The sequence below is a fragment of the Psychrobacter piscatorii genome, from assembly GCF_043641605.1.
In the GTDB taxonomy this organism is placed as follows: domain Bacteria; phylum Pseudomonadota; class Gammaproteobacteria; order Pseudomonadales; family Moraxellaceae; genus Psychrobacter; species Psychrobacter piscatorii_C.
On record NZ_JBHZRK010000002.1, the window covers coordinates 89,721 to 103,193 of the forward strand.

General features: G+C 38.9%; 7 protein-coding genes and 1 CRISPR repeat array (1 of these 8 cut by a window edge). All 7 genes read right to left on the minus strand.

Going from position 1 to position 13,473, the window contains the following annotated elements:
- Positions 1–313 precede the first annotated feature (313 nt).
- The gene (locus ACHUET_RS02815) at positions 314–1,123 is read right to left on the minus strand and encodes a DNA topoisomerase (RefSeq protein WP_394210487.1); all 810 of its coding nucleotides are present in this window, start codon (positions 1,121–1,123) and stop codon (positions 314–316) included.
- Positions 1,120–4,932 (minus strand): AAA domain-containing protein, encoded by a 3,813-nt coding sequence (locus ACHUET_RS02820; protein WP_394210489.1) that lies wholly within the window; start codon positions 4,930–4,932, stop codon positions 1,120–1,122. Before ACHUET_RS02820 ends, ACHUET_RS02815 begins: the two co-directional genes overlap by 4 nt.
- Positions 4,929–6,725: a hypothetical protein gene (locus tag ACHUET_RS02825; RefSeq protein WP_394210490.1), complete on the minus strand. Its 1,797-nt coding sequence runs from the start codon at positions 6,723–6,725 to the stop codon at positions 4,929–4,931. Before ACHUET_RS02825 ends, ACHUET_RS02820 begins: the two co-directional genes overlap by 4 nt.
- 299 nt (positions 6,726–7,024) lie before the next feature.
- A complete protein-coding gene (locus ACHUET_RS02830; protein WP_394210492.1) occupies positions 7,025–7,624 on the minus strand; it encodes a hypothetical protein in 600 nt (199 codons plus the stop codon).
- A 90-nt stretch (positions 7,625–7,714) separates the two neighbouring features.
- Positions 7,715–8,845, minus strand: a complete 1,131-nt coding sequence (locus ACHUET_RS02835) for an SEL1-like repeat protein (protein ID WP_394210494.1) — start codon at positions 8,843–8,845, stop codon at positions 7,715–7,717.
- A 608-nt stretch (positions 8,846–9,453) separates the two neighbouring features.
- A complete protein-coding gene (locus ACHUET_RS02840; RefSeq protein WP_394210496.1) occupies positions 9,454–11,271 on the minus strand; it encodes an ATP-binding protein in 1,818 nt (605 codons plus the stop codon).
- Between the two features lie 122 nt (positions 11,272–11,393).
- Positions 11,394–12,410 (minus strand): WG repeat-containing protein, encoded by a 1,017-nt coding sequence (locus ACHUET_RS02845; protein WP_394210497.1) that lies wholly within the window; start codon positions 12,408–12,410, stop codon positions 11,394–11,396.
- 302 nt (positions 12,411–12,712) lie between these two features.
- Positions 12,713–13,473: a CRISPR direct-repeat array (repeat unit 36 nt; unit sequence GTCTTAATCCCTTAGGAATCAGGGAGCGTTTCAGAC); it runs 36 nt beyond the window's last position.

Consider the following 13,473-nt stretch of genomic DNA (forward strand, 5'->3'; position numbering starts at 1 on the left):
TTAGAGATGCTGAAGGCAACATCAACCAGCGCCTTTGTCATTATATTGACGATACTACGATGCGCCTTAGCGTCCTCAACTTTACGTGCGTTGATTCTCCTAAATAAATCGTAATAAAGAAGCTGTAATAGTTTATTGCGAAGCGATGGTGGTAAATTAGCCCAGCCAATTCTCGCGACGAGAGTTAGCAGTAAGCTTAAATCGTTAGGATTAAAGCTAAGCAATAATTGTTCAATCAACACCAATATAGCTTGCGCACGCTTGATGTCTTTTTTTGAGCCGCTCGTGCGAGGGTAAGTAATATAGCCCACGACTATAACTGCTTATTATTGCGTTCAATGGCTATTTTCCCAATGGTCGCTTTGTCTTCATGAGCGTCTATATCAGGTCCTTGATACAAATCGTCAGGATTGGTCCAGCTTAGATACTGCAAAGACTCTCTCTCCTCTTTACCATATAGCCTCTCGAATACTGCGAAGATAGGCGTGTCTGGTGGTATTTCACCAGATTCGACTTTGTTTAGTTGCGATATAAAGTGACTATTCCAATCCAAAGTAGCCACATCGCCCAAGTGTTTTTGCAATACTGCATAAGTCTCACGCCCCTGCTCGGTCATCTCTACCTTATCACCTTCTTTTACTATATTTATCAGCTCACTGTCGTGCATTAGGCTTTCGATAATTGATGCCGCTGTAGATGGACGGCCCACCTCAAAGATATCCATATTTTCTAATAGCTTAGTCAGTGACAAGGCTTTGGTCTCATCCTGCAAAGACAGCTCCATAGTAAAGTTGCCATTTTCAATAGCTTTAATATCTTCTTCTGACAAACAATTGGACTGCTCACCATCACCACTATTAAAGAGTACGCCTAAAGGCGTGTCTAGCCAGCCTTTCTCTACTGCCATATTAGTCTGTAGTGCAATAATAAGGTTATCTTCTTCCTCTTTTACCGTTTCAAATTCAAGCTGTATCTTTTGGCGCATAAATTGAGCGGCACCTAATTTCTCGCTGTCTTGCATCTCTTTAATAAGTGTAAATAGTTTGCGCTCATCATCCTTGTGAATATGTGCTAATGCATCTTGATCTATAACAGAGATATCATCGTGGGCGCTATTTGTCATGAATTTCCCTCATAAAGCTGCTGTAATATGCGCATGGTTGTTGCGGGCATCATGCGGTGCTTTTGCCAAGCTAATGATATAATCTCAAGCGTTGAGCGGCTAAAAGGCTCATACTCAACCATATCACTTTGAATATCAACAAGTGTGTATTTCTCAATGTTTTTTGCTGTGATAGGTTTACCCGTTTTTTCAATGCTCTCTGCTACCTTTTTTAGATAAGAAGCGGGCACGTTTGGTATCTGCCCCATTACTTCACGCCCATTCACTATTAACTTAACTTTCAAAGTAGTCGACTTGCATCGCTTTACGCTTGCTTCATGTTGTGCTATTAAATCCAATATTACAGCCTTTACTCGCCCCATACCTTGGCGACCAGCATGTCCATAGGGTAAATGTTCTGCTAGCAACGTCCACATATACTGCGCCAACCAGCGGTCGATAACTTGTCGGGCAACTTCAGCAGACACCATATTTTGATCAATCTTTCTTGAATTTTTAAGCGCTTTACATACCCCATCTTCAGTTATTGACCGTAATGCCACTCGTTCAAACTTTTCTATAAGCTGGGGCGCACGCTGTTTGATAGCATGATGCAAATGCCAGGCGATAGCCTCACCAACATTATCATCATCAGTCGCTACGTATATTTTTTTGACTTGTGGACCTTGCTTTAATATTACTTCTAGCGTTCTTTCTCCATTGGGCAGTAATTCATATTGCGGACGTAGCTGCTGGCTTGCCACCTCTACCGAGGCATCTTCAAGATCCATATTGGTAATTGCACCACCTGTGGCATGCACAATATAGTCACTTTTCAAAATTTTTTTAAGCGACTTTATCTTACCCGGCGCTTCAACAATAAACAGATAGTTTGGGAAGAGACGCACACCAAATCTGGCCATGTACCAACCTAAATAATGTATAGAATTGGTTGTGTGAAACTCTTTGTTTTCAATGGCTTTAAGGTTGTCCAATTTATATATTTTTGGTGATAGAAACGCAATAAACGACTGTTTAGCACGAGAGACTGCCACGTTTAAAAGGTACGGTTGATCTTCAAAAAATAGGGTTTCGCCATCATCATGAGATTGTACACCAGAGTAGATAATAATATCTTTTTCGGCACCTTGCAGCGTATGAATGGTATTGATGATGGTCTCAGCAATCTCTTTTTCTGGAATAACAGTACCTCGGGCTCTATTCTCAGCTTTTAAAGCGGCACGTATGCAACTTGGCTGCTGATTAAACGGAGTAATAATTGCAACCATATCCTGTAGACGTGGTCTATCTGTTTTGTCTGCTTTATTTCTTAACAGTGCTTGCCAAACGCTGTACTTATCAACAACCAACCGAGCAATCATTTCAGCTTCATCTTTGTTTTGCTTAGATGAACCACCTTGCCCTCTGCTAGAAGACCCTGTTGACTCTATATAAGCCATTGCTGGTAAATCTTCATCTTTACGGTCTTTATCTAACGGTGGAATATAAAACAGCTTGTTTTCATATACCAGTTGATTACAGTAGTCAATAATATTTCGATAACAGCGGTAATGCCCTCGCAACATAAAACCTTTACTTTGATAGTTTAAGCTAGATCTCTCCTGTACCACATGCAAAAAACTACCATGCGATACCGATAGTTGCTGCTTAAATAAGGAGGCAATCTGCTTTGGTGAATAGCCGTGTTTCAACCAAATTAGATACTCATCAAATGGGGAGACATCTTTTTGCGTATCAATCACTGGTGCCAATTGCAATACATCACCCACAGACATTAAACGCTTGGTCAAAGATGCTAATGGCAAGGCATTCATAATAGTCGCTTGACCCGACTCATCAGTGATGAGCAAGTCGATACCTCCATACACATAATCTGTTTGGGTCGCTCCTTTCGGATAACTCATAATCTTAAGTAAGGCTGGCAGGCGGTTAGTAGTTGAGATGATTACAGGCGTTATCATACATACACGCCGCAAGCCTGCGATTATATTGTCTTCGGTACGTGAAAAATGCAAATGAGATGCTTGATCGATGATAAATTGACCTTCCCAATAGCGAGCAGCTAAATGAAACAGCTGGGTGCGGTACTCTAAATCAACACATTGCTCGATCAACAAGTTGAGCGCTGCTCGACGCAATACAACTGGATAATGCTCGGGTTCAATAGCTTCATCGCGTATTATTTCACGGCATACTTTTTCATAAACCTTTATGTCATTATATTTATAAAGTTTAATTAAGTCTTCACGAGTGTTTTTTAAGGCTGGCAGGTGATTTTCTTCTTGATATAACGGAAATACTTTATCCAAATCAGCATTGTCTGAAAAAAGTTGCGCTTTGGCGCTGTTCAATGCCTCTGCCATCTTGGTATAAGTTAAAGACAATAAATAATGCAAACCATCAACGGCTTGCTGTATATCAGTTGGGGCTGATAGCCCTTGTTGACCAAAAAACACCCTAGCCTTTTTTAGGTAATAGTTGGCTAACTTATTATTGGCATGCAAGTCATTAAGCTCCGCCCCCACATTTTTCCACTCAAAGTTATACGGTTTACTTGGTCCCACGATACTTAAGATTGGGATTTGCTCTTTTTCTTTCTGGCTTAACTTGCGCTCAGCATCTTGTGAAGCAAAAAAGCTACCGTAAGTTGGGCAATGTGGAATCCAGCGCTGGTACTCAAGTAGATACTCATCATTATCATCTTGCACCACATTAGGGAAGGCAGAGGTAACATTTTTTACCGATTGGTTAGTCGCACCGCTTGCCACAATGATAGGACAGGGTTCTCTAAGCAACGCCGCTTTTACCACATAGTGCGCAACCACTGCTTTAAGCATTGAGGTCTTACCACTGCCTGGTGGGCCATTAACCGCTAACACTCGACCATAGCTATTATTGTTTTGATAATTTTTATCTAAATAAGCTGCTGCTAGCGAAGCATGGCGCTGGGTATTGTCTAGTGGGAATAACTCACGGTTATGTTTTAATGAGATTGGATGATCACTACTTTTTTGAGTATCCATATGACCTAATAAATAGGGTATATCTGGATCATAGTTGTCCTGAGCTGTAGTCAATAGATCGTTATATAAATCATCTGCCGTAAAATCTAATGCTTGAGTATTCACTGAATCAACATCATAAACTGACAGTAGCTTAGATAAAGCAGTATGTTGATAAGTCTGAGCGCCATCAGATAACAAGCTCTCATATAATTGTATCAACTGTTTCTTAGCGCCATCATCGGGCTTTACGACCAAAGACAACATCGGTTCTATCTCTTGACCTTTAAGCTGCCTTTGTATTTTCTCACGCAAGGCGTGTAATGAATCAACTTGACAGCTTGTATACAGATATTGGCATGCCTGATTGAACCAGGTTGGAGAGGTTCCTACTTGTAACGAATATGACAAATCCTCATAAGATAAGGAGCTATCATTTAACTGTATTTCAGGACTCTCTTGATTATGCTCTCCTAGATAGTACTCGGCGTTTAAGGTAATTGTCTCAGCTATATTTGGTAATAAATAGACGCCAGCCTGCCCATCCTCAGGCACATCGAGAGTGACTGGGATTGCCAAGACTCCATAACCTTTGGGCGCTCCACGTTTCACAAATTCTAATAGCACATAATAAACTTGGTTCGAATTAGCCGATGCCAGGCTTTTCAGGTCGAATGGTTGGCTAAGCATCGCCGCCCAAGACTCTATATCGTCTGAAAAAGAAAGCGGGATACGCTCGAGCGTATATAGCTTCCTCATCGAATCAAAGTTCATTTGCTCATAAAACACTTGTAACGTTTTGCTCATTTTATACTCGCTGAAATAATTTCTTTAACCTCAATTCCCCACTTCGATGTTTCAGTACGTACCTTATAGCGATATTTTTCTGGCTCATTAACTTGGCTCATTTGATGCTTCCAATCAGTAAAAATAGCGCTATCATCACTTTCTATGATGGAAAAACCATATTTAGGTGTAGTTTTATACGGTGGTTTTTTACCGATATGATCAGGTAGCTGTTCAATATATTCTGCCAAAACAGTAACACTCTCTCCCGCCCCAACACCACCTTGGTTCTCTTCACTATCTTGCAAATCATCCGCGCACAATATGCGATTGACCTCAGTGGTGAATACTGGAAATATGATTTCTTTAAAAACTACCGACAGCTTTTGACCAGAATCTAGCGTACGAAAACCCCGCGCTATTAACAGCGCCTTTGGAATAATAAGTGCTAGATCTATATATTCGCTACGTACCCAGGCGATAGCATGGTTGTTGAATGCATAGTTTTTTTGACTGCGCTCAATCTTCATTACATAATTAGGATAATTATCATATCGGCTCCAAGTATTGACAACTTTACAATGAGCTTTATACGGTTTATCACTGTCTATCCCTATAAATAAACCTTTATCTATATCTTTAATCCGCCAAGGTTCTTTTAACCCTTCCCGTTTAATGCGTAAATCAAAATCAGTACCCGAATGAATCGCATAAATTCCTTTTCTTATTAGCTCACTTCTTGGCAAAAACACTCGATCATGTGGCGGCTTTATTGTTTCCAATAGCGCCATACCTTCATTATCTAAAGACGTCATTAATACACATCGGAACTGCTCGTTGTATTCATCTTTGGCAGCAACTGGAAGTCTAAAATTACACCATTCTTCGTTCATATGAAGAATCAAATGCACTTTGACCGTGTCTTTTGATTGTAGAGCGGAGACATCTTTAATAAAGTATTCAAGCTCTGACTGCCAAGCAGATGCACTCAAACTAATACCTTCAACAAATTGTGTAACAAATCTGTATAACTTATATATTTTATCCTCTTTTTTTATCAAATCGATTCCAACATAAGTTAAGCTTGCTGTTGGTTGATTTTGCATTGCTAGCAATTGCTCAGGACTCACTAATAAGCTAACTTTATTTCTATAGTCTTTATCGTTAAACACGATACTTGCTGCTAGGACAGCCTGTTCAGTAACACTGTCGACACCTAGCTTCTTCATCTCGACATCATGGAAAATAATGGGCAAAAACGCTCTTTTATTAATGTAATAGTCGGCTAAATACAGATTTGGATCATCAGTTTTTTTACGAATGTTGGTGATAACACCCTTATCAGTATATATAGGATCTTTTGTGTGCCACTGCTGAATGATAAATCCGCTATCTCTATCCTCGTTTTTATGAGTAAAAGTGACCACCACTGAACTGTTATAAAATATTCGATACAACCAGGAAAATGCCAAACCTTTAGGCAATACAATATGGTTATTGCTCTGCTCTGTTATCAAATGAATACGACCATCTTCAAGCCGTTGACAATAACAGTGGTATTCAAGTCCTGAAGTCTCTTCATTGTATTGAGACAAAGGCAGCAATTGATTAATAAAGGCACTGCCATTACTCAAATTAATACTAGCCCAATAGTAGCTACCTTCTAAAGGAGATGTATAAAGCTTTCCACCTTCTATTACTTTATTAGATAAATAGGCACAAAGCTTTTGACCGTCTACTTCAATATCGGCATAAAAAGTACCTTTATGGTTCTTCATTAATTGTAGTTGAGCCAATATTTTGGTCTGTGACACCTTTAGTCTCCTCTCCCTCTCTAATAGATGACACTAGAAGTACTCTTTTAGCACATTCTATCTATTCGAATCATTTTAATAACTGTGTAATTAAGACTTTACTGCTTACTTTTCACAACCTAGAATTACTCTTATGGCCTATACAATATATTTTGTCAGTATGAAGGCATCTTAGGCTCTAGCATGAGATGCTCTCCCTGCTATTTCTCTGGCGTCTGTTGGTAGCATTCCACTAGCTCAGTATTTAAAATGAGCTAGAAATAGCTAAATAGGTCATACAGAAAACTATAATGCGAGTTTTAGACTAAGGTTTTAAGAGAAAAAATTAGGTAGAGAATCTGATCTTTTTGGATGTACCAAATGAGAGCCAATGCAGGCGTCAGGAACAGCAACCATGCTGCAACGCGAGGAGAGATACGAGTAACACGATACCGGAGAATTTCCGTTACTATATCAATCCCCAGTCTATAAAGAAGAAATAATACATAGCCGTAGAGAGCAGTTCCAACACAAGTAATAGACAAGTTAATTCCATTAGTAGATGTTAATTCTAAACTTGCTAACCAGTACCATACTTTATAGACAGATTGGTATGGGACAACAATAGTATAATCATAAAACCATGCAATCAGTTTATAAGGAAGTTCGTAGTTACTACGATCTACCAAATATGGCGTTATAAGATGCATAGTCTCAATGTAAAAGAGAAGCACCAATATTATTAACATTGTAGATGTTGCAAATGATGAGCCTGTAGACGAGCCTACATAGTAACTTTGTGAATAGTACCCATTATTTGCATTAGAATTAGGATTAGAATATTGGCCAGAACGTATGATATTACGATTGTGAGCTGTATCAGCTATGTACTTACCATCGTTATGATTTCTTATTGCCATTTTTTAACCCTTAATAGCTAATGCTCAAATATATTTAGAATGTCTCTACAGCTTTTCAGACTGGCGAACTATCTCTTACTTGAAGGATTTTTAAAAAGGAATTTCGTTTGCAGCTGCCTTGGCCTGCCATTCTTTAGCCTTAACCATATCCTGAGCAACACCTAAACCTTTTTCATACATAAGACCTAAGTTGTATTGAGCGGGATACATATCAACGTGATCTGGCTTACTATACCATTCAAATGCTTTAGTATAATCTTGAGTAACACCTATACCATCTTTATACATATCAGCTAACTTTATTCCTGCATCAGCATTCCCATTCTCAGCTGCTTTGGTATACCATTCAAACGCTTTAGTATAATCTTGAACAACACCCTGCCCTCTTTCATACATACCAGCTAAAGTTAATTGAGCGCTTATATTTCGGTGTTGAGCGAGTGAAATCAACCATTTAATAGCTCTGTTGTATCCTCTACGTGCTGTTTCTAAAAACACATGGTAAACTTGATAAGAGTTTTCAATAACAATAGGATTGCCTTCTTCATACTTGCAAAATAAAGTTTCTTGAGCATCTATATGACCATTCTTCGCCGCTTTTGTATACCACACAACTGCTTTAGTCATATCCTGATCAACACCCTGACCTTTTTCATACACGATGCCTAAATTATACTGTGCGTTTCTATTTCTTTGCTCAGCTGCCTTGGTATACCACTCAACTGCTTTAGTCATATCCTGATCAATACCCTGGCCTTTCTCATACATGATGCCTAAATTATACTGCGCGTCAGCACGACCATTCTCAGCTGCTTTGGCATACCATTCAAATGCTTTGGTATAATCTGGAATGCCATCCCTACCTTCCTTGTAAGCCTCAGCTTGGATGAATTGATCTCGAGCAGTATTCTCTTTAGATAACTTTTCCATTCGTTTGAACCATTCAGTTGCCTTACTATTTCCTTGCTCAGCTGCTTTGGTATACCACTCAAGGGCTTTAGTATAATTCTGATCAACGCCCTGACCTAGTCTATACATAATACCTAACTTATATTGGGCATCCGAATGGCCTTGCTCAGCTGCCTTGGTATACCACTCAACTGCTTTAGTATAATTCTGAGAGGCACTCTTACCTTCCTCATATATAACACCGACATCATATTGAGCATCCGAATGGCCTTGCTCAGCTAAAGCCTTTATGTCACTGAATCCTAGTTTCATATTTTTCTCCAAAATTAGTAAACAAAAAATAAGTAATATAGAATTTATAGTATTTCAATCAATAAATAAACACATTCAAAAATACTTGCGTCACTCAGTGTCGCATTGATATGTAAATAAAATCATTTGATAATACACTTTTCCAAAAACATAGCTTATATATATCTAAAAATATGATTTAGACTTTGTGGACCTCCCCGACTATATTAGAGGCTGATTTACTTGAGTCAAACAACCATACCCAACAGCATTGAGTTATCGTTACAGCATTTTCAAATTCAAAGAAGTCATATTAAATGATATATAAGTATGGCTAAACCACTCTATGCCTCTTAAAGTTCTCCGCCTGCTCAAATGTCTATCTATAGACCACCTTACTGGCATTATATTGAAAGGTAATTGCAAAGACTCGTGCGATCGAAGGAGTATTTTTTAAAGAACAATGATCAAAAGAAGCAGTCATAATAGTAAGCCTCTATAGGCCTCAAAAAGGACACAACAGTTATGTTTTATCCTTTCTCATTTATGAGCTGCTATCAGGCTTTTGCTTCTAAGTAAGATAAAATCTAGCATTGTTACTGGTAAAGCTGAGATTACTATGGTGTATATCACTGCTCATCCATTGCCATATATTCAGAGAGGAATTGACCCCAGTTTTGACGAACCACTTCGTATTGCCTTCTTCTATCTGATGAGACTGCTTCTGACTCCATATGCCCCCAAGCAGCCAAACTTAGCTTAAGTAAGTCTTTATTCTCTTCAGTAGCATTTTGGATAAAGTTTTTGTAAAAAGTATGTTCTGGATTGATTTCAATTAAGATAAACCCGTCGCTTACAGTTACATCAAAAAACTGATCAAATGGCAGGTTTATTTCTTCAAACTTGACCCGCAGATTATTTTCTAAAATCTCTTCAATCATTTGTGGCACTTTTTCTTTAGATAGCAACCCCTTATCAGTTAAGTCTTTAAAGCTTTCTTCTAGGCTTTCTTTAGTAGGAGACCTATCAATTCCACCTCTTTTTTGACTGCTCTTCTCATTAACATAAGTAGCCTTCAGATTTACACTATCAGTCTTCATTCTATGATGTTCTACGCTATGGTGCTTCAGGCCCGCTAGGTTGATAGCGTCTACTTTACGATACGACATCTCAAATGCTGAAATAATTTTATTTAAACATTTTACAAGTTGAGCATCCTCAGGATTTTGTCTTTCGAGTAAATCCAACGCTTCTGTTGGCTCATTACAACCTTGTTGGATCATAATATCTTGCATATCAATAGGTTTAATCTTATTAGCAGACTGCTTATTGTTAGTCACACCAAAGAAATCGTCTAGCACTGGCTCGAACTCAATTTCTACGCCCATCCATCGGTCTTTACGTTTATCATCGAAGATTTTAAAGTTCTCTATCAAATCTAGCTCTCGACCTGCACGCATGATCGACAGACCAATATTATTCTTTAACTTTTTACCTATATCAGTATTACCAATATATCCTGTCGTCGATTCTCGGAGCTTTTCAACCAACTCATCAGAGATCATAGCAGAAGTGATAGTTACCATTCCTTTTTTACCATTATTCAAAGATATCTCGAAGCTATCAGAAAAGGCCGTTTTGAAAGCAGGCTTTGTTTTAAGCTCTTCAGGGTAGTCTTTGATGTCTTTAAGAGTGGTATTAGCTATGAGCTGTAAAGGATCATTAGCAACAAAAGACGTGCTATTATCTAATATATATTCAGATCCAAATAAAGCATCATCAGTCATATAATAGGTTTGGAAAATTACCTTAACATCGCCATTATTTATCATACGGCGATACATTCTGCCGATAATATCTTGAGTGTTTCGTAGTAGTGCTGCAGAAGTCTTCCAATGCAACTTATCTAAATCACTCCAAACTACTGCTGTACCAGAATTAGAAACACCTCCTTCAAAAGGTAATGATAAATAATCAGGAATTTCAGTTCGATGCGGATATAGGATATGTTCCTGCTTGTCTTCTTGAATTTTTTTAATATCCAAATAAGTGGTATAAGCTGGTTTACCATGTTGCCAGCTATAAACATCAGTTCTTCTACACTGTGAAATACTTGAGTTTGGCAATCCCATTCCAAACTTGCCCATGCCTTTTGAATCTTTACGGTTCTCGGAAGCGCCAAACTCTAATGCTGCATGTAAGATTTCAGGTGGCATACCACTACCATTATCGATAATTGCGATCTTATCAATTTGCTTCCCGCCTTTTGAACCATCAATATTTTGTATCTGTTTTTCATATACAACAAAGTAGACTTCTGTAGCAGCAGCTTGGATGCTGTTATCTATTAATTCAGCTACAGCATAGGCTGTATTCTTATAACCGTTGTCCCGCATAGATTCAATAACAACAGATGGACTGATAAATAGTTTATTACTTAATGACATTACAATTCCTTAAAGAGTATTTAAAAACGATATTGCTATAGGCTAGTTAAGTCTTTCGGCTGATTATAGTTTGAATCAAATATCAATTATCACATAGTCTATGATATTTAATTCAAGGCTCACTAATCGTTTTGCGGATAGCGTTCTTGGTCTATTTCATTCCAGTCCACATAGGTTTTTTTAGAAAGCACCTTACCTTGGCGGTCTAATGTGTAGCGCGTGATACTGTCATAGCCGTTATCATAAGCATTAGCGCTTTTAGTATTTAGGTTATAGACATCGAGCTTCCCATTTTCATAGCGGCCACCATCGATATCTACCGCATCCCCCATTGGCTCTATATAAGCCATGTCATATTTTGGTGAGACAACGACCTTACCTGTTTTATCAATGATGCCCCATTTACCACTTCTATAGTCTCCAATCTTGACAGCAGACAGTCCTTCTGAGAACTCCATCGCCTCATCCCATTTGGCTGCTATCACTGTTTTGCCAGTGGTATCCACAAAGCCTGTTTTGCTCTCATCATCACCCAATGTAGATGTGTTATATCTGGCCAATCCTTCTGAATAGTCATCTAGCCAGTTAAATTTAAACGGTACGATTGTTTTACCTGTTTTATCAATTGCTCCAAATTTATCATTTTTACTCACCACTGCTAGCCCATCATTAAAATCACCGGCACTCTGATATAAGTAAGGTATGGTCATTTTCCCTGCCTGATTCATATAGCCATATTTACCGTCTTTGTATGCGGCTACCATCCCTTCTTGGAAATCTCGAAAATCAATGTAATAGCCACCAGTCATCGGTGCTTGATGCTCAACAGGTATGACTAATTTGCCCCCTTCGTTAATATAGCCTTGCCAGTACAGATAGTCTTCGTAGTCCTCACCGCCGTCATAGCCTTTTACCATTCCCATTTTCATGAGCGCGACACGAGCCATACCTTCAGAGAAGCCACCGCAGCTATAATATTTTGCAGGTACGATGACTTTTCCTCTGTCATCTTTGTAGCCACACTGAGGTTGCTCCGTATTCTCTAATTCAAAGGCTTGCAAGCCGGCGGTTGCACTACTTGCGCCAAACGCTGCACATAGACCCAATATCATTGTCACTTCTCTATTGTTTTTTTTCATTTCAATCTCATCGTAAGGTATAAACGCTATTTGCAATCCACAATATATTTATGAAATACAACTAATAGACATAGCTAATTAAATAAACAATAGTAGTCAACCTTATTTTAATTATCAATAGATATGTTATCCGATATAGCAACTTTAAGCAGTCTCAAAGAATTTATACGCATAAAAAAGGACACAACGATGACGTTGTGTCCTTTTTTATATTTTATGAGTTTTGCTATGACTTGATGTAGAGAAAGTTTGGAATCATCTGTTCAGACTAAAGTAATGATGTAAATCCGCAACCCTATAGAGTCTTAATCCCTTAGAAATCAGGGAGCGTTTCAGACCAACACGGATTGCGAGGTCACATCGATTTGGATGTCTTAATCCCTTAGGAATCAGGGAGCGTTTCAGACACACCAGAAGCAGTCAAGCAGTACTTACAGTAGTCTTAATCCCTTAAGAATCAGGGAGCGTTTCAGACAGAGCAAGCTTTAGAACAAGCTAAGATAACACCAGTCTTAATCCCTTAGGAATCAGGGAGCGTTTCAGACCACTACTTGTGAAACGTACCGTGCTACTAATAAGTCTTAATCCCTTAGGAATCAGGGAGCGTTTCAGACCGAAGAGTTTGCGTCGGTCACTTTAGATACCGGTCTTAATCCCTTAGGAATCAGGGAGCGTTTCAGACAAAAGAATTATTGTACCAACCGGTAGTGGTAATTGTCTTAATCCCTTAGGAATCAGGGAGCGTTTCAGACTGGCTGGCGTGTGCCGATGTATATGACGACCAAGGTCTTAATCCCTTAGGAATCAGGGAGCGTTTCAGACGACACATTACGACGTATGAGTGTAACCGCAGGTAGTCTTAATCCCTTAGGAATCAGGGAGCGTTTCAGACGAAACGTTCTGAGGAGAACACCATGGAAAACAAGTCTTAATCCCTTAGGAATCAGGGAGCGTTTCAGACTAACAACGAGAGCGAGTTCGATAGAGAATGTCGGTCTTAATCCCTTAGGAATCAGGGAGCGTTTCAGACATTAGACCGATGGCATAAAAGAAAGGAGTCTAG

What these genes read in the sequence shown, in the direction of transcription:
- ACHUET_RS02835 (WP_394210494.1), bottom strand. Translation starts at nt 8,845, where the DNA reads ATGAAACTAGGATTCAGTGACATAAAGGCTTTAGCTGAGCAAGGCCAT.
- ACHUET_RS02830 (WP_394210492.1), bottom strand. Translation starts at nt 7,624, where the DNA reads ATGGCAATAAGAAATCATAACGATGGTAAGTACATAGCTGATACAGCT.
- ACHUET_RS02820 (WP_394210489.1), bottom strand. Translation starts at nt 4,932, where the DNA reads ATGAGCAAAACGTTACAAGTGTTTTATGAGCAAATGAACTTTGATTCG.
- ACHUET_RS02815 (WP_394210487.1), bottom strand. Translation starts at nt 1,123, where the DNA reads ATGACAAATAGCGCCCACGATGATATCTCTGTTATAGATCAAGATGCA.
- ACHUET_RS02845 (WP_394210497.1), bottom strand. Translation starts at nt 12,410, where the DNA reads ATGAAAAAAAACAATAGAGAAGTGACAATGATATTGGGTCTATGTGCA.
- ACHUET_RS02840 (WP_394210496.1), bottom strand. Translation starts at nt 11,271, where the DNA reads ATGTCATTAAGTAATAAACTATTTATCAGTCCATCTGTTGTTATTGAA.